Below are 23,027 nucleotides of genomic sequence, written 5' to 3'. Positions count from 1 at the left end.
AACGGGCACGGAAGCGGGGGAACTCACCCGCTGCCCTCACGAAAGCAAACTAAGTTCAAAAGTGCAATGAGTCAACTAAAGCATCGATGCAACCATCGGATACACTCAACCCATGACCGTCCCCCCTGCCGGCCGCCGCGAACGCAAGAAGGCGGCCACTCGGCAAACGATCGCCGACGCCGCACTGGAACTGTTCCTGGAGCACGGCTACGACCGGGTGAGCATCCGGGACATCGCCGATGCGGCCGATGTGTCCACGACCACGGTGTTCAAGCACTTCAGCGGCAAGGAGGCGCTGGTGTTCGACCAAGAGGAGGACCGGGAGGCGCACTTGGTCGCCGCGGTGCGGGGGCGGCCCGCCGGCCGGGACATCCTCGACGCCCTCCGGCGGCACGTCCGGGAGAACTTCCTCGCCGTCGCGACCCATCCGCAGGCAGCCGGGTTCAGTCACTTGGTGAACTCCACGCCGGCGCTGCGCGCGTACGCGGAACATATGTGGACACGGCACACCGACGCCCTCGGCGCGGCCATCGCCGACGAACTCGGCGTGGACCACGACGACATCGCGTGTCTGGCGCTGGCCCGGTTCGTCCTGGAGATCCCGACCCTGGCGCGCGGCCGGCAGGATCCCGCGGCCACCGTCGACGCGGTCTTCGACATTCTCGCCCACGGCTGGCCGCCACCGCGCAACCCGCCTGCTGCCCAAGGGAGTTAGCTCTCCCGGAGCGCGCGTGGCCGGCGGTGCGCGTAGTCGGCGGTGCGCGTGGCTCGCACGGGAAAGGTGGGGTGCCGCCGTTCGGGCTCGGCCGGCCCCGTCCAACCGCACCTCGGCGGTCCCTGTCCCGAATGGGGGAGACAGGGGCCGCCGGGTGTACCGGCGCGGCAACGGGTCGGCTACTCCGACACGTTCCGGCTGCCGCCCGCCTGGTCGTTGTCCTTGAGCGTGCCCCAGCCGTGCCAGCGGTCGATCCGGATCCAGGCGCTGACCCGCGCCCGTTCCCGCTGTGGGTAGGGCTGCCCGCCGTAGTGCCGGGACAACCGGTCGATGTCGGCCAGGTCCTTGTCGTCGCGGATGTCCTCGACGGTGCCGACGATGCTGAGGTGCGTGTACCAGTTGCCCTCGTCGAGCACGGTGAGCGAGACGCGGGGGTCGTTGCGGAGATGATCGAGCCGCTTTCGGCCCTCGTCCAGGTTGATCAGGATGCGGCCGTCGTCCCACAGGTACCAGGTCGCGGTGGAGACGGGTTGGCCGTCGGGTCGGAGCGTGGTCATCACGGCCGGGTTGGGCTTTTGCAGCATCGCGATGGCCTGTTCGGGCAGTGGCGGCTTCGACATGAGTCCTCCTCGTCGCGGGTCCGGCCGCGGTGGGAATCGCGGCGACGTCGCCGCACCGGACCGCACCGAAACACTACCTCCGACCCGGTTCCCGGCCGGGCGCGCCGGGGCCGCGTCGCCTACGCGCCCTCGCGGAGCCGATCGCGGTAACGCGTGGCCGCGAACCGGGCGTAGGTCCGGCCGAACCGCCCTTGGGGTGGTATCCGCGGCACGCTCCTCGTGTCTGCCCGGAGCCGGTGTTTCATCCCGTTTAGGGTGATGGTCGCGTGTTCGGGAGATCGGCTTCCGGCGATCAGGGATCCAGGTGTGTCCGCATGTCGCTCAGCATCCGCAACCAGTTCCCGGGCACCGCGGTCTCGGTGACCACCGGTGAGGTGATGGCCGCCGTCAAGGTCCGGCTCGGCTCCGGTCGCGAACTCACCGCCGCCGTCACCGTCGACGCGGTGCGCGACCTCGGACTGGCCGAAGGCAGCGCCGTCCTGGCCCTGATCAAGTCCACCGAGGTCTCGCTCGCCACCGGTGGCGTCGACGGGCTGAGCATCCGCAACCGTATCCCCGGCACGGTCGTCGAGGTCGCCTTCGGCGGTGCGATGGCCGGGGTCAAGGTCGCCGTCGCGGACGGCGAACTGACTGCCGTCGTCACCGTCGAGGCCGCGAGGGAGTTGGGTCTGACGGCGGGTACGCCGGTGACCGCCCTGCTCAAGTCGACCGAGGTCGCGCTCGCCACGGCCTGACCCGAACCGGCGCGGCGGCGCGGCGGTGACCGCGAATCCGCCGCGCCCGCGTGAGCGGTCAGCGTGCGTCGGCGCGCCGCAGCGTCGTGGGCAGGAAACCGCCGCCGTCGACCTCGAACGCGTAACCCCGGGTGAAGTAGGGGACGTTGCTGTCCATGAAGGTGATCACGTCGATCCGCTTCATCAACTCCTCCTCCGCCGCGGTCCATTCGGCGCAGCCCGAGGTGTCCGGCTTGGCCATCGCGAGCGCCGTCAGGCGCTGATACTCCGGGTTCTGCACGGACCCGAAGTTGAGGCCCTCGGGCGGCTTGGTCCCGGAGAAGAACGGGAGCATCTGGTCGGGCGTGCTCAGCGACAGCGGCGCCCACGCCACGTCCCACTGGCCGGCCATCAGCGTGGACACCTTCGTCGCGGGCGTGGTCGGTCGGGGATCGACCTTCACGCCGAACGACTTCCACTGCTTGACCGCCAACTCCGCCGCCGCGATGACCTGGGTGCCCGACAGACCCGGATAGGGCACCTCGATGGACAGTTGCCGGCCGTCCTTGGTCCAGTACCCACCGGACTTGCGCCATCCCGCCGTGCGCAACAGCTCGGCGGCGCCGTCCACATCGTGGGTCGGGAGGTTGGCGGTGACCGAGTCGGTCGGACAGGGCGGGGACATCGCGGTGCCCAGCCGGGTCGGCCGCACCCCCTTGCCGCCGGTGGCGACCGCGCCCAACTGCCGCAGGTCGATCGCCGTGACCAGCGCCCGGCGCACCCGCGGATCGGCGGTGACCCGGTTCGCGTCCTCGTTGAACAACAACTGGCCGAGCGGGTCCTGCATGGCCGTGGACTTGATCCCGGCCGCCGTCAGCCGAGACCGGTCGGGGCCGACCACCGTGGTGACGTCCAACTGGCCGCCCAGGAGCAGATTGGTCCGGGTGGACTCGTTGCCGATCACCTTGAAGACCACCCGGTCCGGGGTGCGGGCGTTGTCCACGCCATCCGGACCCCAGGTGTAACCCGGGCGCTTGGTGAAGGTGAAGTGGTCGCCCGGTACGGCCTCGGTCAGCCGGTAGGGCCCGGTGCCGTCCGAGGCATGGTCCAGTTTGCCCTGCGCGCGCAGGCCGGAGGGGCACACCAGTTGCAGCGTCGCCGCGTTGCGCAGCAGGAACGGGGTGGGTTCCGGGGTCTTCAGGGTCAGGGTGCCGGCGGCGTCGTCGGCGGAGACGGTGAGGCCGGTGGGCACGATCATGCCGAGCATGGGCGAGGCGTTGGTCGGCTCGGCGACGTACGCGTACTGCGCCGCGATCGCCGACGGGGTCAACGGCGTACCGTCGTCGCACGTCACGCCGCGCTTGAGGGTGAAGCTCGCGGTGGTCGCGTCGGTCGTCCACGTCTCGGCGACACCGGAGACGACGCGCCCATCCGGCTGGATGTTGACCAGCCCGTCGTAGGAGAAGCGGTTCAGCATGAACGCGCTCGCGTTCAGCGCGGTGAGCGGATTCAGGCCACCGGGGTCGGCAGTGACCCCGACGGTCATCGTGTCGCCGGCACCGGCGTCGTCACCGCCGCCACTGCCGCCGCATCCGGCGGCGAGCAGACCCAGGACGAGGGTCCCCACGACCCCTCGCGAGACGCGTCTCATCGCGCGCCTTCCGGGAAACACTCGGCTGTCGGGGAAAACTCGACGTCGGCGTGCCCGGTGCCGCGCACCGCACCCGACTCGGTGGCCGGCGTCCATCGGCGGTCTGCGGGCGGTGTACCCGGCAGTTCGGATCGTCCCGTCACGGGAAACCTCCTCGGAGTGCGGCTTGCGCCGCTGCGGACGATCACGGTAGGCAGTGGCCGGAAACCGGGGGATCGTCGCCGTACACGAAGAACACCCCCCGATCCTGTGCGTACCACCGACGCCCGGGCCGGCCGCCTGCGGGATTCTCGACACGAAGCCGGAACGGCCCGTTCCGCCGCCGGTCGCACTCGACGCGTGCGCCGTGCCGCGTCCCGGTCCGGCCGGCTCTCCGAGCCGGTGCGTGATCGATCCCGGCGACGAACTTGCCTCCCCGATACGGGAGTTGCTCGCCGGGCGGGATCGAACTCGTGGTCGCGCGGCACGATCCGGCAGTCGAACCCGTGTGCCCTCGCGGCGGTCGGGGAAGTCGTCCCCCACGCAAACGCGAGACCGACGAAGGGGACAGCATGCGCGAACAGGACGGCCGGAGCGAGAGCGCGGACGAGCGGGCCGACCGACGGTGGAACGAACTGCTCCAGGAGGTTCGGGTCGTTCAGACCGGGGCGCAGGTGTTGTTCGGCTTCCTGTTGAGCGTCGTGTTCACCCCCAAGTTCGACACCCTGAGCGACTTCGACAACGGCCTGTACGTGGCCGCCGTGGTGCTGGGCGCGGCCTCGATGGGGGTCCTGGTGTCCGTGGTCTCGGTGCATCGCGCCGTCGCCGGACAGGGTCGCAAGCCCGGACTGGTCCGTGTGGCCAACCGTCTTGTGCCGCTCGGGGTGGGCCTGTTGGCCTGCACCATCGGCTGCTCGTTGCTGCTGCTGTTGCGGGTTGCCACCGGCCCCGTCACCGCGGCGGTGCTCACGTCGGGGGCCGCGATCTGGTTCCTCGGTTGGTGGCTCGTGCTGCCGTTGGCGCTGCGCCTGGGTGCAGCGGGATCACGAGAAGCGGAATAGCCGGCGGGCGGCCGCGGGGCCCGACCGGTCGGCCCCGCCACGTTCGGCCCTACGGCGCATCCGGCATCGGCTCGACGGCGGGGATCACACCTCGACCGGGACGGCGGCGCGCAGTGCCTCCTCGACCCGGCGGTTGTCGGTCATGGACGCGGTGACGGCCGTCATCGTCAGGAGGAGGCCGGCGGCGGCGTAGAGCGGGGTGCGGACGTCGTAGGTGGTGGCCAGGCATCCGCCGAGGAAGGCCCCGAACGGGGCGGCACACATGCCCAGCATGCGGGAGGTCGAGGCCACCCGGCCCATGAGATGGGCGGGCACGATCGCCTGCCGGAGGGAGGGGCCGAGCACCATCGTGGCGCCCATGCCCGCTCCGCAGACGGCGAGCGCCAGGCCGGCGAGGTACGGATTCGGCGCGGCGGCCAGGCCCAGGACGGCAAACCCCTCGACGGCGGCCGTGCAGGTCAGCGCGGTGCCGGTGCCGAGTCGTCGGCCGAGGGACGAGGCGATGCCCGCGCCGAGCAGGCCGCCGGTGGCCTCCGCCGTCAGGAGCAGGCCGAAGCCGTAGGTGTCCATGCCGAGGCGGTCGTGCGCGAACAGGGCAAGCACGGTCTCCACCGCGACGAAGGCGATGTTCCCGATCGCCGGGCGAAGCGCGAGCCCGAGCAGCAGTCGGTCCCGGAAGACATACGAGGCCCCTGCACGCGCCTGCCGCAGCAGCGACTCGCGGACCTCCGGCTCGGGCCGGGGCATGGCGGGCAGCGTCCGTACGAGCAGCGCCGAGAGCAGGAACGACGCCGCGTCGGTGAGCAGCGGCACGGCTCGCCCGAGTGCGAGCAGCGCACTGCCCGCGGGCGGCCCCGCGAAGCCGGACGCGGCGGTCTGGGCGCCGCGTAGGCGGGAGTTGGCGCGCTCCAGGAGCGCTGGGTCGCGGCGGAGCAGATCCGGCAGATAGGCCGTGGCGGCCGTGTCGAAGAACAGTCCGCCGACGCCGAGCAGGAAGGCGACGACCGCGAGCAGCGGAATGCTCAGCACGCCGAGCACGGCCGCCGCCGCGGGTATCGCGAGCAACACCGCGCGCGCCGTGTCCGCGATCCACATCGTGCGCCGGCGGTCCCAGCGGTCCACCAGCGCACCGCCGAGCACCCCGAAGAGCAGCCACGGCAGCGTCCCCGCGGCCGTGACGACGGCCAGCGCCATCGGATCCCGGGTCAACGTCAACGCGAGCAGCGGCAGAGCGGCATGTGACACCCCGTCACCGAGTGAGGACACCGTCTGCGCGGTCCACAGTCGGCCGAACCCGGTCGGCAACTTCCCCCCGTCCGAAGTCACTTGGCGTCCCCCTCGGCCCGCTCGCGCGACGCGGGGCGAAACAGCGCGAAGACGAGCGACACGTCGGGCAGCGACGGATCGGACAACTCCCGGTACTCGTCCGCCAGGGCGTTCAGTCGCGCCCCCAACTCCGCGAACCGCTCCTCGGTGAGCCGCAGATGCGCCATCCGCACGTGCCGCTCGCCGGCCGCCGGCGACTCCTCCAGATCCGCCACCGCGTGCCGCATCAGCACATCCGGCCCGCCCTCGCCCGGGTCCGGCAGCACGATCGACCGCGCGGCCATCGCGTAGTAGCGCTCGGTGACCCCGCGCACCTTCCGGGTCCGGACCACCTTCACCAGGCCGGCCCGCTCCAGCAGCCGCACGTGATAGCTGGAACTGCCCTTCGCGATGCCGATCCGCTCGGCGATCCGGGTGATCGTCGCCGGCTCGAAGCGGAGCACGGCCATGATCCGGTGACGCGTGAGATTGGAGACGGCGCGCAACTGCTCGTCGGTGGTGACGTGAAACGTCTCGGGAAGATCATCCGTAGGCATGCGAGTAATGGTCAACGTTTCTTGACCATTGGGCAAGAGGTTTTCGTCCGCGATTTCGAAATTGGCTCCGTCGTACGACGTCGTGCGGTCGTGCGACATGGTGCGACCTCCGTCACGTGTGCCGGCGTTCCGGGGGAGTTCGTGACAGAACTGATCTGACGGACCGTCAGGTCAGCTGACGGCCCCCGGATCCCGGAGTCGCCGCGTGTCGACCGCAGTACCCTCATCCGGCCTTCGTTCCCGTCTGATGGTGCCGACCCTGGCCTTCGGCGGAGTCCTGATGGCGCTCATGCAGACGGTGATCGTGCCGCTGCTGCCCGCACTTCCCGGCGACACCGGGTCCTCGCCGGGCACGGTGAGTTGGATGCTGACCGCGACGCTGCTCTCGGGCGCGGTGCTCAACCCCGTCCTCGGGCGGGCCGGCGACATGTACGGCAGGCGCCGCATCCTGGTCGGCGCGCTCGTGGTGATGACGGTGGGTTCGGCGCTGTGCGCGCTGACCACCGACATCGGCGTACTGATCACCGCGCGGGCGCTCCAGGGCACCGCCGCCGCCGTGGTGCCGCTGGCGACCGGCATCCTGCGCGACGAACTGCCGCCGCACCGGGTCGGCTCGGCGGTCGCGCTGATGAGTTCGACGGTGGGCATCGGGGCGGCGGCCGGACTTCCGCTGGCGTCGATCGTGGTGCAGCACGCGGACTGGCACGTGTTGTTCCGGGTGACCACCGGCCTGGGCGCGCTCGGCGCGGCGCTTTCGTGGTGGGTGCTGCCGCGTTCGTCGGCTCGCACGCCGGGTCGGTTCGACGTGGTCGGCGCGCTGCTGCTGACCACGGGCCTGGTGGGCGTACTGCTCGCTGTGTCCAAGGGCGGCGACTGGGGGTGGACGAGTCCGGCGGTGCTCGGCGTCGGGGCGGCCGGCGTACTCGTCCTGCCGCTGTGGGGCCGGCAGCAGCTGCGGGTGCGCGAACCGCTGGTGGATCTGCGCCTGGCGGCCCGCCGGACGGTGCTGCTGCCGCATCTGGCGGCGCTGGTGACCGGCTTCGCCTTCTACGCCAACTGGCTGGCCACGGTGCAACTGGTCCAGGCGCCCGAGGGCACCGGGTACGGCCTGGGGGCGTCCGCGCTGGTGGCGAGCCTGTGCCTGCTGCCCGGCGGGGTGACGATGGTCGTCATGTCGCCGGTGTCGGCCCGGTTGTCCGCCGCGCGCGGGGCTCGCCTGACGCTGGTGGCGGGGGCGCTGGTGATCGCGGGGGCCTACGTGGTGCGGGTGTTCACCAGCGAGCAGATGTGGACGATCACGGCCGGGGCGACGATGTGTTCGGTCGGGACCGGGCTGGTGTACTCGGCGCTGCCGACCCTGGTGATCCAGGCGGTGCCGGCGGCACAGACGGCGGCGGCGACCGGCCTGAACGTGCTGATGCGCACCATCGGCCAGGCCCTGTGCAGCACGGTGGTCGCCGTCGTGCTGACCACGGTCACCACGACGGTGCCGGCGGGCGCGGGGGACGCGGCGGGCGGCACCTACGCCTCGCTCGACGCGTACCGCATCGTCTTCGCCCTCGCCGCCGCCGCGGCCCTCGCGGCGGCACTCACCGCGGCGGCCATCCCCCGCACCGCCGCGCCGCCCTCCGCCGGGCCCGGGACACGCGACGTCTCCCGTCGCGCGTCCCGAACCCCCTCCTGAGCGCCGGCGTCCCGGCCCGTCACCGGGTCGTATGCGGGTGGCCGCAGCGGAACAGCGGGTCGCGGGTGTCGAAGGGCACGTCCTCGCGGGAGTCCAGCACGGCCTCCATCGACGACGGCAGGTCGAACGGCAGCGTGCCGGGTGTCGGGGCGCGGCCGAAGGCCGCGTCCAGGACGAGGTCGTCGTCGGCGCCGAAGTCGGCGAGCAGGGCGGCGGCGCTGTCGGCGAGCGGAGTGAGGATCGCGGCGCGGTCCAGGAAGACGTCGACGGTGGTCGGCACGGTCGCGCACAGTGTGCGCAGGCGGTCGATCTCGGCGGCGGGGAAGTCGAGGGATCCGGCGTGGAAGTGGCGTTCCAGCAGGCCCTCGCGGACCTCGTACGGGGCGTCGATCCGGACCACGGCAAGGTCCGCGTCCTCGACGCGCTCGACCACCGTGCCGTAGCGGGCGGCGACTGCGGGGTCGATGTTCTCCACGTACAGCCGGCGCCCCGGCGTGTCCGCGAACGGCTCTCCGGTGAGCCGGACCAGGGAGCGCCGCTGCACCCGGCGGCCGAGTTCGACGCGCGCGGGGTGGCCCACCACCCGCTCGGCGGCCTCGGGGTCGACGTACGGGTCGTCGAACAGGCCCAGGCGGAACTTGTCGCGCAGGATGCGCCGGGCCGACGCGTCGATCCGCGCCTCGTCGACGGCGCCGGAGCGTACCGCGTCGACGATCAGGTCGGAACGGGTCTCCCCGCCGAACTGGTCCACGCCCGCGTGCAGCATCAGCACCGCCTGCTCGGCGAGGGTGAGGTGTTCGACGCCCCAATTGCGCGGCGGCAGCGCGACGATGCCGGGGATCTCCATGCCGGTGAGCACGTTGAAGTCGCTGCACACCACGCCGTCGAACCCGTACCGCTCGCGCAGCAGTCCGGTCAGCACGTCGCGGTTGAACGAGGAGCCGACCTCGGTGAGCGCGGTGCCCGTCGGGATCGAGTAGCACGTCATCACCTGGGCGGTGCCCACCTCGAAGGCGGCCTCGAAGGGCTTCAGGTGGTAGTCGAGGTTGCCGCCCGGGTAGACGGCGCGGGTGCCGTAGGCGAAATGCGGGTCCTCGCCGCCCTCCTGGGGCCCGCCCCCGGGGAAGTGTTTGGTCATGCACGCCACGCTGTCCGGGCCCAACCGCTCGCCCTGCATGCCCCGGATGTAGCCGGCCAGGATGCGTCCGGCCCGGTCGGCGTCCTCGCCGAAGGTGCCGCTGGTGCGCGGCTTGCGGGGCTCGGTGGCGAGGTCGGCCATCGGGTGGATCGCGACCCGCACACCCACCGCGCGCAGTTCGGCCGCGATCGCGGCGGCGTATTCCTCGACGAGCGCGGGGTCGTCGGTGGCCGCGAGGCCGATCGGTTCGGGCCCTCGGCTGAACGCGCCGCCGGTGAACGCGGTGGCCGGATTCTCGGTGAAGCCGTGACGCGGGTCGGAGGCGAGCGTGACGGGGATGCCGAGGCGGGTCGCTGCGGCCAGGTCCTGCACGTGGTTGTTCCACCGGGCCGTCTCGACCGGCGAGGGCATGGCGGTCAACCCGAAGGTGTTGACGCCGCGTTCGCCGATCAGCTCGGCCCCGGTGGGGACCCGGGCGCCGTTGCCGGGGATCATCCGGCCGCAACACATCAGCCCGGCCTTCTCCTCCAGCGTCATCCGGCCCAGCAGGTCGGCGACCCGCTCGTCGATCGGGAGCCGGGGGTCCTCGTAGGGCTCCATGGTCCCGTTGTGGTTGAGGTCGCGGAAGGGGGTGCCGTCGTGGTGGCGAAGAGTCCGGAGCATGGCGGATCAGTCCTCGTACTGGGTGGAGTGGTCGGGGCGATGCCGGGTGGGGTCGTGCCCGTCGCCGAGCGCCCGCCCGGGCTCGGGCACGGCGGCGAGCAGCACGGCGGTATGCGGATGCGCCGGTGCGGCCAACAGGTCCTCCGTCGGACCCTGTTCGCACACCCGCCCGAGACAGAGCACCGCGACATCGTCGCTCACGGCGCGCACCATGCCCAGGTCGTGTGAGATGAACAACCCGGCGAGCCCGAGGGTTCCGGTGAGCCCGCGCAGCACGGCGTGACCGAAGGACCACAGGAGTGGGTGGCGGCGCTGCGCGAGATGGTGGGGACGAGCGGCGACGGACCGTGAGCGGGGGCGCTCGGGGCCCTCTCCTGCGGCAGCGCCGCTCCCGCACGCGCCGCCGGCCGATCGCGCGGACCCGGTCCGCAACACATCCCTGGACCCCACACCCTCGCCCTGCCCGCCCGCGACGCGCGCATCCGAACTCGCCCCACGCTCACGTACGTTGGCCCCAACCGCGCTGCGCCCCCACCCGGTCGGTGGGGTCGGGCTGTGGCGGGTGTGTGCGTCGGGCCCGCGACACGCCGGTTTCGGGTACGGGCGGGGTTCGCTCGTGAGGGTGGTGACAGGGCTACCGTTGGCCGCGTACCCGGGCACGTCGCCGACTCGACCCGTTCGCCGCCGCATCCCACCCGCACCACCGTCTTCGAACGGGGTGTGCCGGCCGAGCCGCCGATCGTGCGCCCGGCACCGTCACCGAGTGCGCCGACCGACCCGAGGTGGGCCAGAGGAGATCGCCATGCGCGTGGTGGACGCCGAGGTGGAGGTCCTGATCGTGGGCGGCGGGCCGGTCGGCCTCACCGCCCGGGCACTGCTCGAACGCTGGGGTGTGCGGGTACTGCTCGTGGAGCGACACCGCGAGTTGTCGCCCTTCCCCCGGTCCCGGCTGGTCAACGTGCGCTCCATGGAGATCTTTCGCCGACTCGGCCTGGCCGCCCGGATCAGGGCCGCGGGGTTCGCCCCCGAATACGGCCGCGTACGCTTCCGCGACACCCTGTACGACCGCGACTTCGCCAGTGCGGCGATGGTCGGCGTCGCCGCGCCGGTGCCCGAGAGCCCCGAATTCGGCGTGCTCACCTCACAGGACCGCCTGGAGCCCATCCTGCTCGCCGCGCCGGGCGCCCCGGTGCGCTTCGGCGTCGAGCTCGTCGACGTGGCCGAGGACCCCGACCGCGTGGTGGCCACGCTCGTCGACCACGGACGCGACGCCGAACTGCGAGTGCGGGCCCGCTACCTGCTCGGCGCCGACGGCGCGAACTCCACCGTCCGGCGGGCGGTGGGTATCGGTACCACCGGTCCCGGCGCGCTGGGCCCCTTCACCACCGTCGTGTTCGACGCCGACCTCCGCTGGTGCGCCGAGCAACCGGCCGGGGTGTACCTGACCGCGCACGGCACCCTCGCCCCGCTCTATCCGGAAGGGGGCTGGGCCTGGTTCGGCCCCACGCCGGCGACCGCCGAGCCCGTCGACTGGGCCGAGGTCGTCGCACGGGCCCTCGGCCCCGCCGCCGACGTCCGGGTCGAGGTGTTGCGGGTGCAGCCGTGGGTGATGAACGCGTTCGTCGCCGAACGGTTCCGGCACGGCCGCATCCTGCCGGCCGGCGACGCCGCGCACGCACTGCCCATCTTCGGCGGTCTGGGGATGAACACGGGCCTGGCCGACGTGCACAACCTGTGTTGGAAACTGGCGGGGGTGCTGCACGGATGGGCCGACCCGGTCCTGGTGGAGTCCTACCAGACCGAACGCCTGCCCGTCGCGCACCGCACCCTTGGTCAGGCGGTGGCCAATACCCGGCTGTTGGTCGAGGTGCAAAACCGCCGCCGGGAGCGGCTCGATGCCGGCGCCGCGCCGACGGACGGTGTCGAACTGCCCTGGACGGAACAGTACTTCGCGCAACTCGGCCTGGTGCTCGGGGTCGGCTACCGCTCCGGCGCCGTGTGCTCCGACGGCGACGCCCCACCCGAACCCTCCGACGCGGACACGAACTACGTGCCGAGCGCGGAGCCGGGCCGGCGCATGCCGCACGTGTGGCTCGCGGACGGCCGCTCCACGCTCGACGCGGTCGGCGAGTGCTTCACCCTGCTCACCCCCGATCCCATCCGCTGGGAGCAACGCGCCGCGCCGGCAGCCCCGTTGCGGATCGAGACCCTGCCCGACGAACACCGCGAACTCTGCGGCATCGACGCCGATGGGGCCGTGCTGGTTCGCCCCGACGGCCATGTCGCGGCACGTTGGCGCGACGGACCGGCGAACGGGACGACCGTCGGCGACACCCTCGCCGCGCTCACCGGCCGCTGAGCGCGGCGGGGTCTCGGCGGTTGTCGAGTCCGGCCAGGACGACGCCGACGATGATCAGCAGGCCGCCGACCGTCTGGGCGGCGTTCGGTGCCTCGTCGATCAGCAACCACGCGAAGCCGACACTGGCGACCACCTCAAGGAGGGCGACGAACGAGGCGGTGCGGGAGCCGAGCAGGCGGCCCGCCGCGGTGCCCGTGGTGTAGGCCAGGGCGGCGGTGACCAGGCCGAGCAGGAGCACCGGCACCCACCAGGGTGTGCTGCCGGTGCGGTAGGCGGCCGGGTCGAGGCCGGCATGCATCGGCAGCAGGCCCACCGCCGCGAGCATGGCGAGGGTGACCGTGCCGACCACCAGACCGGCACCGGTCAGCGCCACCGGGGGCAGGCCGGTGTCGGTGTCCGCAGCGATCAGGAAGTAGGCGGTCAGGCCCACCATCGCCGCGAGTGCCCAGGCCACGCCCGACCAGGCCAGATCGGCGCCGGAGAACAGGTCGACGGCGAGGACCAGGCCCATGGCCGCCAGCCCGGTGCCGGCCAGGGTCAACGGTCGCGGGCGCCGACCGCGGCGCGCCCAGAGCCAGAGCACGACCGCCGCCGGGGCGGTGTACTCGATGAGCAGCGCGGGTGCGACGTCCATCGTGGTGACGGCGGAGAAGAAGCAGAACTGCGCGCCGGCCAGGCCCAGTACGCCGTACACCAGCACGGTGCGGGCCTGCGTGCGCAGTCGATGCCACCGCCCGCGCAGGGCCACGACCGCGAACGGCGCCACGACCAGCGCGGCGAGGCCGATCCGGGCCAGCACGATCGCCCCCGGACTCCAGCCGGACGAGAGCAGCCCCCGCGCCAACGACCCCGACATGCCGAAGGAGGTCGCCGAGACGAGGGCGAGGAGGAGACCGCCGCCGAGACCCGCATGGGTGGAGGGGCCGGAGAAGCTGCGCACACGCGGTATGTCATGGGCTACATCGGTCATGGATCATGACGGTAAGGGTGCGGTCGGTAAGCTGTCAAAATGATTTTTGGTCATGACACCGAGTCGTCGCTGCAGGCCGTCGTGGCGCTGATCAACAGCGCGGAGGCGCCGGACACCCTCACCACGGTGCAGGACGTGGACGCGTGGTACGCCGAGCATCGCTACACCGGCCGCCGGGACGGCGACGCCGCCGAACTCGCCGGCCTGCGTGCGCTGCGCCCGGTACTGCGCGAGCTGCTCACCGCCGACCGCGACCGCGCCGCGAGCTTGGCGAACACGATGCTGGCCGACGCCGGCGCGCTTCCGCAGCTCGTGCGGCACGACGATCAGGACTGGCACCTGCACGCGGTGTCCGGCGACGCGCCACTGGCGAGCCGCGTGGTGGTGGAGACCGCCATGGCGATGACCGACGTGGTCCGCACGGACGAGATGTCCCGGCTGTTCCTGTGTGCGGACGAGGGGTGCGGCGGCATCGTCCTGGACCTCACCCGCAACCGCTCGCGCCGCTATTGCAGCACCGCGTGCGGCAACCGCAACGCGGTGGCCGCCTACCGCGCCCGCCGGGGTGCGCGCGGGGCGTGATCGCGATCAACAGGACGGCGACGGCGACCGGCACCGAAGCGGCACACGGAAAGTACCCATGCGCGACCGATTCCCCGTCGTCGGCGGCTGCCTAGGTTGGTTTTCGCCAGGGAAACACGACGACAGAGGAGCGAACGAACATGACCGCCTACGCCATCGCCAAGCTGCGGGACGCCGCTCCGCACCCCGAGATCGCCGACTACATCGAGCGCCTGCCCGGCACCTTTGCGCCGTACGGCGGCCGTTTCCTCGTGCACGTCACGCCGCACGAGGTGAAGGAGGGCACCTGGCCCGGGGGCGTGGTGATGATCGGCTTCCCCGGCATCGTCGAGGCCCGGACCTGGTGGGACTCGCCCGCATACCAGGAGATCGCCCCCCTGCGCTCGCGGCACATCGAGGGCGACATCATCCTGGTCGAGGGTGTCCCCGAGAACTACGACCCGGCCGTCACCGTCGCGAAGATGCGGGCGGCGACGGCCGGGGGCGAGTAGCTACACGAGCACCCTCGCGGCGTCGTCGCCGCGATCCGCCGCCGGGTAAATGGTCTCGGCGGGCGGGTTGTTGGTCTTGCGGGCCCACGCGTAGTAGATCACCGCGGTGAACGCGAGGCCGACGATCCAGGAGATGTCCGCGCCACCGAGGCGTTCGGTCAGCGGTCCGGTGTACAACTTCTGGGCCAGGAACGGGATCTGCGCGACGACGCCGACCACGTAGCAGGTCAGCGCCGGGATGTTCCAGCGCCCGTAGCGGCCGTTCGGGTCGTACAGGGCGGGGATGTCGACGCGTTCGCGCGAGATCAGGTAGTAGTCCGTCAGGTTGATGGCGCTCCACGGGGTGAAGACCATCAGCAGGAGCAGGACGAAGTTCTTGAAGTTGCCGAGGAAGTCCGCACTGGCCGCGATCGCGATCACGACCGATGTCGCGGTGAAGGCGACGATGTACGCCGCGCGCACCACCGGCGAGATCCGGGACCGGCCGTCGAAGGCGGTCACGGTGGTCAGGATCGACATGAAGCCGCCGTACGCGTTGAGACAGTTGACCGTCAGCTTGCCCACCAGGATGACCAGGTAGACCAGGAACGCGACGAACGCCGGCCCGGCCAGATCCCCGACGAATCCCACCTGGTCGGGCAGGAAGGCGTCACCCGCGACGGCGGCGATCAGCGCGCCCAGCGTCATCGACCACTGCGAACCGATGACGCTGCCGGCGAAGGTCGACCAGAACGTGGCGCGTTCGCTGGTCTCGCGCGGCAGGTACCGGGAGTAGTCGGCCACGTAGGGACCGAACGTCAACTGCCAGCCCGCGCCCAGGGAGACCGCGAGCAGGAAGGTCGCGAGGTCGAACGACTTGTTGCCGACGTGCGCGCCGACGTCGTACTTGGCGAACAGAGCGATCACCAGGTAGCCCAGACCCACGATGCCGGCGACCGTCGCGATCCGGCCCGCGAGGTGGATGAGTCGATATCCGGTCACCGCGACCACGGCGGTCAGCGCGCCGAAGATCAGGATGCCGACCTTGGTGTTGTCGATGTGCAGGATCTCGCAGACCGCCTGCCCGGCCAGCACACTGCCGGTCGCGGCGAAGCCGAGATACATCAGGATCACCATGACCAGCGGCAGCACCGCGCCGAAGACGCCGAACTGCGCGCGGCTGGAGATCATCTGCGGCACACCCAACCGGGGTCCCTGGGCCGAGTGCAACGCCATGACGATGCCGCCGAGGATGTTGCCGATCAGCAGGGCGGGGATCGCCCACAATGCGTCGGCGCCGAAGACCACCGCGAGGGCGCCGTCGACGATCGCGGTGATCTGCATGTTCGCCCCGAACCACAGGGTGAACTGACTCCGCGGCGTGCCGTGCCGCTCCGCGTCGGGGATCACCTCGATGGTGCGGTGCTCCACCGCGAGACGGGATTCGGGCGGTTGCTCGAGGGTCATGGGCGTCTCCCCGTCGATCTGCGTACGTACGTGGCGTTGTGGTGCGCAGAATCTTGCATGCATTTAAACCAACGTCAACGGTCTGAATGAATTGATTCATGTAGGCGATGCGCACACCCGAAATGCAAGGCGACCGGGGGCGCCAACCTGCGATTCGATCATGACCGGGCCGAGCGCACGGCCCTCAGGACGCGGTCCGGCCGCACTCTCCCCGAGCGGTGATGACAAGCGCCCCGCCATGCAGGGTGAAGGACCCGGCCGCGTCGGTGTCGACCTTGCCGGTGCCGTGAAACGCCTCCGTGCGGAGCCGGAAGCCGGCGGGATCTGTGCGTTGTACGGCGAGCAGGCGCCAGGGGGCGTGCTCGGCGGCCTCGGGGTGGGGCGGCACGGCGAGATGCACGAGCGCGGAGGCTTCGCGGGATGCCCGGGCCGGCGTGTACCGGGCCAAGCGAAGATCGGCCCGGGACGGCGTGCTCCACGGTCGGGGCTCGGGGACCGGGGGAGGGGAGACGTGTGGGGAGGCGATGGGCCGGTGGCCGGTGTCCCGCAGCGTCGTCGCGAACCACTCGGCGAGTGCCGGACCGCCTCGGCGGATCCAGGTCTCGACCAGCCGGCGAAAGGCGGCTTCACGGCGGTACGGCAGACGGTGCGCGCCCGCGGCGACGACGGCCGCGCCGACACCGGCGAATGCCCGGTGGAAATCCCGTATGGGGACCCGGGGCGCGTGCTCGGCGGAGGCGACCAGGCGAATCTCCGGCATCGCCCGGCGCAGGAGGTCCGCGGCGATCCGCGCACGCACGCCCAACCGACCCTCCCGCGGAGCTTCGTCGAACCGGGCCGCTTGGCCATCAGCGGCGGGGGACGGATCCCGGTAACGGTCGTCCGCCGCCCTGGGAAGGAAGCTTCAAGATCGGTCACACCGGGATCGTGCCGGCTGTTCGGGGTCTTGGTGGGGTCAGGGGGTTAGGGGAGCAGGGTGAAGGGGGCGGTGGCTCGGGGTTCGCCGTTGACGATGATGTGGAGGGTGCGCGGGCCCGGGGGTTCGGTGCGGGTCGTTACCGGGCGGAACGAGTGGGATCCGGCGAGGGTGAAGGTGTCGCCGGCGGCCTTGGCCACCCGCTCGGCCAGGTGGAAGACGCGGCGGGAACCGTCGCGGGCGATCGCGTACTTGAGGACGAGTGGCCCGGGGGCGTCGGCGCGGACGGTGAGGGTGAACGGGATGCGGTCGCCGGTCGTGACGGTGTCCGCGACGACGAGCGATTCCACCGTGCCGCTGCCGTGTGCCGCGCCGATCAGCCCGAGCGCTTCGGGATGGCCGGCCCGCAACAGGCCCCGGGCGGCGTGCCGGACCACACGGTCGGTGTGTACGCCGCCCTCGGCGTGCCAGCGGCCGAGGAGGGCCAGTGCCGTGTCGGGGTGGTCCTTGGCGATGTCGTTGACGTGGTTGGCGACCGAGCGCCGGACGTACTCGCTCGGGTCGTCGCGCAGCCGCTCCAGGATGGGCAGCGTCGGACCGGGGGACATCAGCCAGTGCACGCGCGTGCCCCAGGGCAGCCGGGGCCGGGTGCCCTCGGACGCGAGCCGGCGCAGGTGCTCGTCGGCGGATTCGGCCCAGCCGTGCATGACCTTCAGCGCGGTGTCCTCGTGGCGGTCGAGGTAGGGCCGCACCGCGAACTCGGCCGTGGCGAAGGGGGTGATCACGGCGAGCGTGGCCATGGCCTCATCGAGGTGGTCGACGCCGTGCACCGCGACGTAGTCGGTGGCGGGCCAGCCGCTCCACATGTCCAGGACGGTGTGTTCGGTCGCCACGCGCAGGACCTCGGCGGCTGCCGGGAAGGGCACGTCGAGGGTCGTGTGCAGGGCCCGGGCGACGTGGCCGACGCGGGCCTTGAGCTCCAGGTCGTCCAGCCCGGTCAGCGCGGCGGCGACGAAGCGGTCGCGCGGGAAGCCGTCACGGGCGGCGGCGACGGCGTCGGCCAGGGTGGCGACGGAGGTCGCGTTGATCATGTCCTTGAGCGGTTGAGCCATGCGCGCCAGGCTCCCAGAGGGGTCCGACACCGGGCGGTGACGCGCGGCCCCGCATCCACACCCGCGCGGGCTCAGCGCGCCGGCAGTGCCTCGACCAGGCGTTCGAGGGCCGCCAGATCGCCCGTGACGGTCAGGCCGGCGTCGGCGAGGGCGGATGCCAGCGGCACCTTTCCGGTCAGGACGGACTGCAGGGTCGCGGTCTCGGCGACGACGTGTACGTCCGGCGCGGGCGCGGTCGGGTCCTCACCGCGGGCGACCGTGACGAGTTCGCCGTCGACGACCACGACGCGGTAGGTCTCGCGGCCCAGGTCGATCCGGTACGCCGCCGTCCACGGGTCCCGCGGTCGGGCCACGAAGTACGCCCGCAGACCGAGCAGCACCGTGTCGCTGCCGATGTCCCCCCGGAGCGGCACCACCGGCGAGCGCATACCCCACACCCGCAGCGCCGCGAAGACCGGCTCCAACTCGGCGCCCCACTCGGTCAGTTCGTACACCTTGGCGGAGGCCGGCGGCGGCAACACGCGCCGCCGCAACACGCCCACGGCCTCCAACTCGCGCAGCCGCTGGGCCAGCACGCTCGGGCCGAGACCCGGCAGGGCGGCCTGGATGTCGGCGTAGCGCCGCGGGCCGAGCCGCAGTTCGCGTACCACGAGCAGGGCCCAGCGCTCGCCGATCAGGTCGAGCGCGTGCGCGATCGGGCACGCCTGGCCGTAGGTGCGTCGACCGTCGTGCGCGCCGCCGGGAGTTGCTGCCGGCATCCCCGCCTCCTTCGAAAGTGTCACCACGAGAGCATCTCGCTACGAATACCGTAGCGCAAGCTTCGAAAGTCGTAGTACGGTTCCGGCATCGCCCCACCCACTCCACCGGAGGCATCCATGTGCGCCGCCCACCCCACCTCGTCCGAGCGCGTCGTCCACGCCGGCGGTGTCGACCTCGCCGCGCAGGCATTCGGCGACCCCGCGGCGCCCGCGGTCCTGCTCATCGGCGGCGCGGAGGCGTCCCGGGACTGGTGGGACGACGACTTCGTCGCCCGGCTCGCCGAATCCGGCCGGTACGTCATCCGCTACGACACCCGCGACACGGGGCAGTCGACCACCTTCCCGCTCGGCGCGCCGACGTACACGCAGGAAGACCTGTTGACTGACGCCCTGGCCGTGCTGGACGCGTACGAACTGTCCGCCGCGCACATCGTCGGCATCTCCATGGGCGGCGGACTCGCCCAGCGCCTGGCCCTCCGGGCCCCCGAACGGGTCCTGACGCTCACCCTGCTCTCCACCAGCCCGGGCGGCCCCGGCGACAACGACGGCCCGGAGCTGCCGCCGATGAGCGAGTCCCTGCAGAAGGCGTTCGCCGAACCCGCGCCCGCCCCCGACTGGGCGGACCGCGACGCGGTGATCGCGTACTTCCTGGCCGCCGAACACGCCTTCGCCGGGACCATCCCCGTCGACGAGGAGCGCGTGCGGCTGACCGCAGGGCGTGCGTTCGACCGCAGCCCGGTCCCCGCCGCCGCGGCCAACCACTGGGCGATCGACGGCGGCGAGCCGATCCGCGCCCGCCTCGGCGAGATCACCGCGCCCACACTCGTCCTGCACGGCACCGCCGATCCGCTGTTCCCGTACGGCCACGCCGAGGCCCTGGCCCGCGAGATCCCCGGCAGCACGCTGATCCCGGTACCGGGCATGGGCCACCAAATGCCGCCCGAGGCGACGTGGGACACCATCGTTCCGGCGATCGTTCGACAGACCGCAGCCTCCTGACCGGCGGCGGACGGCGGACGGCGGGCCCGCGCCGCGGTGCCCGCCGCGAAAGCTTCAGGCCGGATCGGCGCCGCCGGCGCCGGCGCTGCCCGGGGTGAACAGGGGCACGATCATCTCGATCAGTGCGGTGACGTCGGCCTCGACCATCGGTTCGCCGGTCATGCCCATGCGGTGGAGCAGGGTTCCCACGACGACGTCGATGAAGAACAGGACCCGGTTCTCCGGCTCGCCGAGCGCGTTCTGAAAGGCGATGCGGTACGGGTCCTGGAACCGCGTGGACAGGATCTCGCGCAGGGCGGGATCGCTGACCGCGTCGCTGAACACGCCCGCGAACGCGTCGCCCACCCCGGGCTCGCCGATCTTCGCCGCGATCCAGCGGATGGTCGAGGTCAGCGCCTCGGCACGATCGGCGCCCTCCAGCGGCGCCGGGCCGAACGCGTCCAACAGGCAGTCCACGATCAGCGCGCCCTTCGACGGCCAGCGCCGATACACGGTCGACTTCGCGACGCCCGCCGCGACCGCGATGCGCTCGACGGTGGCGCGCGCGTAACCGAGTTCGCGGACCGTGCTCAGCGTGGCGGCGAAGACCACGTCGTTGACGCCCGCGCGCGGACGACCGGGCGGCCTGGCGGCAGCAGTCGATGTCATGGCCACACGATATCTCTTTGCGCTACCTTAGGTATCGATACCTGAGGTAGCGATACCTCGGGTATCGAAACCTGGGCAGGTCGAGCACAACCCGGAGCGCAAGGAGAAACAATGAGCGAGGTCACCACCATCGAGCGGCCGGCGGAGCCGAACTGGTCGGCGTTGACGGCCGAGGAACTGGTCGCCTATCGCGAGGCGGAGAACCGCTTCCGGGCGTCCGACGCCGCGCGGGCGATCACCGGAGAGCCGGAGGCCGGCGTCACGATCGAGTGGCGGACCCTGGCGCTGCCCGGCCGCGATCTGCCGGTGCGGGTATACCGGCCGGCGCCGCCCGAACACGACGGGCAGCGCGGGCCGGACGCGGGGGCCGGGCTGCCGCTCGTGCTCCACGTACACGGTGGCGGCTTCGTGGGCACGGCGGTACAGAGCGACTGGGTCAACAGCGGGCTCGCCGGCCGGCTGCCCGCGGTCGTCGTCTCGGTCGAGCACCGCCTCGTGGACGAGGCGAATCCGCTGGCGGCGGCCGTCGACGACGGCTGGGACGTGTACCGCCACGTCGTGCGACACGCCGCCGAGTGGGGCATGGACCCGGCCCGGACCGCCGTGCTCGGCGAGAGTTGCGGCGGGTTGATCTGCGCCCTGGTCGCGATCCGGGCCGCCGAGGCCGGGCTGCCGCTTCGGGCGCAGGTGCTGGTCAACCCCGCCGTCGACGTCACGGACACGATGTTCGAGCACGACTCGATGCGGGAGTACGCGCAGACCCCGACCCTCGCCGTGCCGGTGCTGCGCCTGTTCCGGCGGCTCGGGGTGCCGGCGGGCACGGACCCGCGTCCGCTCTCGCCCCTGCACGCCGACACACCGGGCGGCCTGGCCCCGGCGCTCGTGGTGGTGCCGACCCGGGACCCGCTGGCGGATCACGGCCGCCGCTACGCCGAACGACTGCACACGACCGGGACGCCCGCGCGGCTGACCGAATACCCGGAAGCGGGGCACGCGTTTCTCAGCCTGCCGAACCTGGTGCCGCAGGCCGAGCCCGCGCGGGCGGAGATCCTCGGCTTTCTCGGCGCCTCGCTCAGCGCGTGACCTCGCCCGCAAGGCCGTCGCCGTCGCTGTCGAACGCGGCGGCGACGGCGAGGCTGTCCTCGTAGACGTGATGACGGGTGATCAGCCCGTCCTCGACGGTCAGGTGCAGCGCGAAGCGGGCCGTGTACGCCCGCCCGGTGCTGCGCGCCGTCTGCCGGATCTCGCCCAGCACGACGGCGTCGGCACCGTCGACCAGGATCCGCTCGACCGTGGTGTCCACCCGTTCCGGCACGTGGTGTTCGGCGATCAGCCGGTAGTGCTCGGCGGCCTCGGCACCCGTGGTGCGCCGCCGGATCCACGGCGTGGCCGCCCGCCCGTGCTCGGCGAGCGGCCAGTCCAGTTTCCAGTCGACGGATTCGGCGTACAGGTCGGCGATCGCCTCGGCGTCGCCGGCCCCGATCCGGCGCAGGAGTTCGCCCACCACGTCGCGGGTGGGGGCCGAGGTGGTGTCCGCGTTCATTCGAATCGCCCTTCCGTTCGCGTGCGACCGGCCGCCCCGGTCGTCCCCGCCCGACGAACGTACGCGCGGCCCGCGCCGGGCGAATCCGTCACGCATAGGTAACCGCCGGCGCGTCCTACGGGAGCGAGGCGGCGAGTACCGCGTGCAGGCGCTCGTAGGTCGGGGCCAGCCGGCGGAATCCGGCCGCCAGCGCCCGGTCGTCGCCGATCACCAGGGGGTATTGCAGGCCGCCGAGGATCCGGGCCTGGTCGGTCACGATCGAGGCGGCCTCGATCCGGCCGATGTCGGCGAGACAGGTCGCGGCGTCGACGAGCCGGCGGACGCCGACGCGGATCGCGAACACTTCGAGGAGGACCCGGACCTCCGCCGCGAGTCCGCCGTCCACCTGGGCGGCGAGGCGTTCCAGCGCGGCGCCGCCGGCGAGGGATCCCGCCGGCATCGACAGGTCCTCGCGCCCGCCCGCCCAGCCGACGGCCGCGGCCAGCGAGCGGCGCAACGCCTCGGCGGGGGCGACGTGTTCGCGGCGCACGAAGTCGGTCCGCATGACGAACGGTTCGTCGGTGTAGGTGACCTGCTCCGCCTGCCACGAGGCCGTGAACCGGTCGATCGGGAGGGTGGCGTACGGATGGCCGTGCGGGTCGTGCAACAGCACGGTGTCGTCGGTGACTTCGAGGACCACCACGTAGTGGTCGGCGACCCCGAGGTCGCCGCCGATGTCGTCCCCGATGCCCGGGGAGGCGACTCCCGAGCCCTGGACGAACGCCCCTCGGGTCTCGGGTAGGTAGTGCAGCAGGCCCATGTCCACCGGGCCGACCAGGACGGGTCCGCGGGCGCAGGCCGCCCGCAGCCGGGCGACGGCCTCCGCCGGCGTGCCGCCCGCACCGCGCGTGCGGGACCAGCCGAGGAGCGCGATCGCGTCGTCGACGCCCCGGTCCGGATCCCACCCGTACGGATCGAACAACGGCACGACGCCGCCGATGAGTTGGCAGCCGAAGGGAGAGCCGGTCAGGGTCTCGATGACGGCGAGCGAGGGGGCGTCGGCGCCGAGCACCATCGCGAGGGAGGACGAGTAGCAGTAGGGCCCGGAGCCCACGTAGGCGAACATGCGGACAGTCGA

The 23,027-nt window shown here is 72.2% G+C and carries 23 protein-coding genes; 9 read left to right on the top strand and 14 right to left on the bottom strand.

Going from position 1 to position 23,027, the window contains the following annotated elements; all coding sequences use genetic code 11:
* Positions 1-112 precede the first annotated feature (112 nt).
* The gene (locus ACFXKZ_RS21045) at positions 113-715 is read left to right on the top strand and encodes a TetR/AcrR family transcriptional regulator (protein ID WP_380002415.1); all 603 of its coding nucleotides are present in this window, start codon (positions 113-115) and stop codon (positions 713-715) included.
* A 179-nt stretch (positions 716-894) separates the two neighbouring features.
* Here ACFXKZ_RS21045 and ACFXKZ_RS21040 read toward each other — a convergent pair whose 3' ends face one another.
* Positions 895-1,335, bottom strand: coding sequence for a PPOX class F420-dependent oxidoreductase (locus ACFXKZ_RS21040; RefSeq protein WP_380002414.1), 441 nt, complete (start codon positions 1,333-1,335; stop codon positions 895-897).
* Positions 1,336-1,649: 314 nt separating this feature from the next.
* On the opposite strand from ACFXKZ_RS21040, the gene ACFXKZ_RS21035 reads away from it, so the two are divergent.
* Complete coding sequence (locus ACFXKZ_RS21035) at positions 1,650-2,069, top strand: molybdopterin-binding protein (RefSeq protein ID WP_380002413.1); 420 nt, start codon at positions 1,650-1,652, stop codon at positions 2,067-2,069.
* Between the two features lie 58 nt (positions 2,070-2,127).
* On the opposite strand, the gene ACFXKZ_RS21030 is transcribed toward ACFXKZ_RS21035, so the two are convergent.
* The gene (locus ACFXKZ_RS21030) at positions 2,128-3,675 is read right to left on the bottom strand and encodes an ABC transporter substrate-binding protein (RefSeq protein ID WP_380002412.1); all 1,548 of its coding nucleotides are present in this window, start codon (positions 3,673-3,675) and stop codon (positions 2,128-2,130) included.
* Positions 3,676-4,250: 575 nt separating this feature from the next.
* Between ACFXKZ_RS21030 and ACFXKZ_RS21025 the strand changes: the two genes are divergently transcribed.
* A complete protein-coding gene (locus tag ACFXKZ_RS21025) occupies positions 4,251-4,739 on the top strand; it encodes a DUF6328 family protein (RefSeq protein ID WP_380002410.1) in 489 nt (162 codons plus the stop codon).
* A gap of 84 nt (positions 4,740-4,823) precedes the next feature.
* On the opposite strand, the gene ACFXKZ_RS21020 is transcribed toward ACFXKZ_RS21025, so the two are convergent.
* Entirely contained in the window at positions 4,824-6,065 is a 1,242-nt protein-coding gene (locus tag ACFXKZ_RS21020; RefSeq protein ID WP_380002409.1) for an MFS transporter, read from the bottom strand.
* The gene (locus ACFXKZ_RS21015; RefSeq protein WP_380002408.1) at positions 6,062-6,601 is read right to left on the bottom strand and encodes an ArsR/SmtB family transcription factor; all 540 of its coding nucleotides are present in this window, start codon (positions 6,599-6,601) and stop codon (positions 6,062-6,064) included. The genes ACFXKZ_RS21020 and ACFXKZ_RS21015 overlap by 4 nt, the downstream gene beginning before the upstream one ends.
* A gap of 247 nt (positions 6,602-6,848) precedes the next feature.
* Here ACFXKZ_RS21015 and ACFXKZ_RS21010 point away from each other — a divergent pair, with 247 nt between their 5' ends.
* Positions 6,849-8,285, top strand: coding sequence for an MFS transporter (locus tag ACFXKZ_RS21010; RefSeq protein WP_380002407.1), 1,437 nt, complete (start codon positions 6,849-6,851; stop codon positions 8,283-8,285).
* A 19-nt stretch (positions 8,286-8,304) separates the two neighbouring features.
* Here ACFXKZ_RS21010 and ACFXKZ_RS21005 read toward each other — a convergent pair whose 3' ends face one another.
* Together ACFXKZ_RS21005 and ACFXKZ_RS21000 are read right to left on the bottom strand one after the other, a co-directional pair.
* A complete protein-coding gene (locus ACFXKZ_RS21005; protein ID WP_380002406.1) occupies positions 8,305-10,086 on the bottom strand; it encodes a glycoside hydrolase family 3 protein in 1,782 nt (593 codons plus the stop codon).
* Positions 10,087-10,092: 6 nt separating this feature from the next.
* Positions 10,093-10,362 carry a hypothetical protein gene (locus tag ACFXKZ_RS21000; RefSeq protein WP_380002405.1) on the bottom strand — a complete coding sequence of 90 codons (270 nt, stop codon included), beginning with the start codon at positions 10,360-10,362 and terminating at the stop codon, positions 10,093-10,095.
* Positions 10,363-10,888: 526 nt separating this feature from the next.
* Here ACFXKZ_RS21000 and ACFXKZ_RS20995 point away from each other — a divergent pair.
* Entirely contained in the window at positions 10,889-12,445 is a 1,557-nt protein-coding gene (locus ACFXKZ_RS20995; protein WP_380002404.1) for an FAD-dependent monooxygenase, read from the top strand.
* Here ACFXKZ_RS20995 and ACFXKZ_RS20990 read toward each other — a convergent pair.
* Complete coding sequence (locus tag ACFXKZ_RS20990; protein WP_380002403.1) at positions 12,432-13,415, bottom strand: DMT family transporter; 984 nt, start codon at positions 13,413-13,415, stop codon at positions 12,432-12,434. The two genes, ACFXKZ_RS20995 and ACFXKZ_RS20990, sit on opposite strands and share 14 nt — an antisense overlap.
* Before the next feature lie 39 nt (positions 13,416-13,454).
* Here ACFXKZ_RS20990 and ACFXKZ_RS20985 point away from each other — a divergent pair, with 39 nt between their 5' ends.
* The gene (locus ACFXKZ_RS20985; RefSeq protein WP_380002402.1) at positions 13,455-13,997 is read left to right on the top strand and encodes a CGNR zinc finger domain-containing protein; all 543 of its coding nucleotides are present in this window, start codon (positions 13,455-13,457) and stop codon (positions 13,995-13,997) included.
* 140 nt (positions 13,998-14,137) lie between these two features.
* On the top strand, positions 14,138-14,488 hold the full coding sequence (locus tag ACFXKZ_RS20980) for a DUF1330 domain-containing protein (protein WP_380002401.1): 351 nt from the start codon (positions 14,138-14,140) through the stop codon (positions 14,486-14,488).
* Here the strand turns inward: ACFXKZ_RS20980 and ACFXKZ_RS20975 are convergent, their stop codons facing one another.
* From ACFXKZ_RS20975 to ACFXKZ_RS20960, 4 genes are all read right to left on the bottom strand, one after another.
* Positions 14,489-15,934 carry a purine-cytosine permease family protein gene (locus tag ACFXKZ_RS20975; RefSeq protein WP_380002400.1) on the bottom strand — a complete coding sequence of 482 codons (1,446 nt, stop codon included), beginning with the start codon at positions 15,932-15,934 and terminating at the stop codon, positions 14,489-14,491.
* Positions 15,935-16,118: 184 nt separating this feature from the next.
* On the bottom strand, positions 16,119-16,739 hold the full coding sequence (locus tag ACFXKZ_RS20970; RefSeq protein ID WP_380002399.1) for a hypothetical protein: 621 nt from the start codon (positions 16,737-16,739) through the stop codon (positions 16,119-16,121).
* Positions 16,740-16,897: 158 nt separating this feature from the next.
* Positions 16,898-17,962: a DNA alkylation repair protein gene (locus tag ACFXKZ_RS20965; RefSeq protein ID WP_380002398.1), complete on the bottom strand. Its 1,065-nt coding sequence runs from the start codon at positions 17,960-17,962 to the stop codon at positions 16,898-16,900.
* 71 nt (positions 17,963-18,033) lie between these two features.
* Entirely contained in the window at positions 18,034-18,720 is a 687-nt protein-coding gene (locus ACFXKZ_RS20960; RefSeq protein WP_380002397.1) for a winged helix-turn-helix transcriptional regulator, read from the bottom strand.
* A 117-nt stretch (positions 18,721-18,837) separates the two neighbouring features.
* Between ACFXKZ_RS20960 and ACFXKZ_RS20955 the strand changes: the two genes are divergently transcribed.
* Positions 18,838-19,719, top strand: a complete 882-nt coding sequence (locus tag ACFXKZ_RS20955) for an alpha/beta fold hydrolase (RefSeq protein ID WP_380002396.1) — start codon at positions 18,838-18,840, stop codon at positions 19,717-19,719.
* A 54-nt stretch (positions 19,720-19,773) separates the two neighbouring features.
* Here ACFXKZ_RS20955 and ACFXKZ_RS20950 read toward each other — a convergent pair whose 3' ends face one another.
* Positions 19,774-20,367 (bottom strand): TetR/AcrR family transcriptional regulator, encoded by a 594-nt coding sequence (locus ACFXKZ_RS20950; protein WP_380002395.1) that lies wholly within the window; start codon positions 20,365-20,367, stop codon positions 19,774-19,776.
* A gap of 111 nt (positions 20,368-20,478) precedes the next feature.
* Between ACFXKZ_RS20950 and ACFXKZ_RS20945 the strand changes: the two genes are divergently transcribed.
* On the top strand, positions 20,479-21,450 hold the full coding sequence (locus ACFXKZ_RS20945) for an alpha/beta hydrolase (protein WP_380002394.1): 972 nt from the start codon (positions 20,479-20,481) through the stop codon (positions 21,448-21,450).
* Here ACFXKZ_RS20945 and ACFXKZ_RS20940 read toward each other — a convergent pair.
* Positions 21,440-21,910, bottom strand: a complete 471-nt coding sequence (locus ACFXKZ_RS20940) for a nuclear transport factor 2 family protein (RefSeq protein ID WP_380002393.1) — start codon at positions 21,908-21,910, stop codon at positions 21,440-21,442. The genes ACFXKZ_RS20945 and ACFXKZ_RS20940 overlap by 11 nt on opposite strands.
* Before the next feature lie 115 nt (positions 21,911-22,025).
* Positions 22,026-23,015: a hypothetical protein gene (locus ACFXKZ_RS20935; RefSeq protein ID WP_380002392.1), complete on the bottom strand. Its 990-nt coding sequence runs from the start codon at positions 23,013-23,015 to the stop codon at positions 22,026-22,028.
* Positions 23,016-23,027 lie beyond the last annotated feature (12 nt).

Origin of the sequence: Embleya sp. NPDC059237, assembly GCF_042754105.1 — a bacterium.
Taxonomy (GTDB): Bacteria; Actinomycetota; Actinomycetes; order Streptomycetales; family Streptomycetaceae; genus Embleya.
Note: the sequence above shows the minus strand (reverse complement) of the source record. Positions and strands in the feature narration are given on the sequence as shown.

Excerpts from the sequence above, each read along its gene's own strand:
- ACFXKZ_RS20945 (WP_380002394.1), top strand. The coding sequence starts at position 20,479 with ATGAGCGAGGTCACCACCATCGAGCGGCCGGCGGAGCCGAACTGGTCG.
- ACFXKZ_RS20990 (WP_380002403.1), bottom strand. The coding sequence starts at position 13,415 with ATGACCGATGTAGCCCATGACATACCGCGTGTGCGCAGCTTCTCCGGC.
- ACFXKZ_RS20975 (WP_380002400.1), bottom strand. The coding sequence starts at position 15,934 with ATGACCCTCGAGCAACCGCCCGAATCCCGTCTCGCGGTGGAGCACCGC.
- ACFXKZ_RS20995 (WP_380002404.1), top strand. The coding sequence starts at position 10,889 with ATGCGCGTGGTGGACGCCGAGGTGGAGGTCCTGATCGTGGGCGGCGGG.
- ACFXKZ_RS20935 (WP_380002392.1), bottom strand. The coding sequence starts at position 23,015 with ATGTTCGCCTACGTGGGCTCCGGGCCCTACTGCTACTCGTCCTCCCTC.
- ACFXKZ_RS20960 (WP_380002397.1), bottom strand. The coding sequence starts at position 18,720 with ATGCCGGCAGCAACTCCCGGCGGCGCGCACGACGGTCGACGCACCTAC.
- ACFXKZ_RS21010 (WP_380002407.1), top strand. The coding sequence starts at position 6,849 with ATGGTGCCGACCCTGGCCTTCGGCGGAGTCCTGATGGCGCTCATGCAG.
- ACFXKZ_RS20955 (WP_380002396.1), top strand. The coding sequence starts at position 18,838 with ATGTGCGCCGCCCACCCCACCTCGTCCGAGCGCGTCGTCCACGCCGGC.
- ACFXKZ_RS21045 (WP_380002415.1), top strand. The coding sequence starts at position 113 with ATGACCGTCCCCCCTGCCGGCCGCCGCGAACGCAAGAAGGCGGCCACT.
- ACFXKZ_RS21040 (WP_380002414.1), bottom strand. The coding sequence starts at position 1,335 with ATGTCGAAGCCGCCACTGCCCGAACAGGCCATCGCGATGCTGCAAAAG.
- ACFXKZ_RS20965 (WP_380002398.1), bottom strand. The coding sequence starts at position 17,962 with ATGGCTCAACCGCTCAAGGACATGATCAACGCGACCTCCGTCGCCACC.
- ACFXKZ_RS21015 (WP_380002408.1), bottom strand. The coding sequence starts at position 6,601 with ATGCCTACGGATGATCTTCCCGAGACGTTTCACGTCACCACCGACGAG.
- ACFXKZ_RS20940 (WP_380002393.1), bottom strand. The coding sequence starts at position 21,910 with ATGAACGCGGACACCACCTCGGCCCCCACCCGCGACGTGGTGGGCGAA.
- ACFXKZ_RS21005 (WP_380002406.1), bottom strand. The coding sequence starts at position 10,086 with ATGCTCCGGACTCTTCGCCACCACGACGGCACCCCCTTCCGCGACCTC.
- ACFXKZ_RS21025 (WP_380002410.1), top strand. The coding sequence starts at position 4,251 with ATGCGCGAACAGGACGGCCGGAGCGAGAGCGCGGACGAGCGGGCCGAC.
- ACFXKZ_RS21035 (WP_380002413.1), top strand. The coding sequence starts at position 1,650 with ATGTCGCTCAGCATCCGCAACCAGTTCCCGGGCACCGCGGTCTCGGTG.
- ACFXKZ_RS20950 (WP_380002395.1), bottom strand. The coding sequence starts at position 20,367 with ATGACATCGACTGCTGCCGCCAGGCCGCCCGGTCGTCCGCGCGCGGGC.
- ACFXKZ_RS20985 (WP_380002402.1), top strand. The coding sequence starts at position 13,455 with ATGATTTTTGGTCATGACACCGAGTCGTCGCTGCAGGCCGTCGTGGCG.
- ACFXKZ_RS20980 (WP_380002401.1), top strand. The coding sequence starts at position 14,138 with ATGACCGCCTACGCCATCGCCAAGCTGCGGGACGCCGCTCCGCACCCC.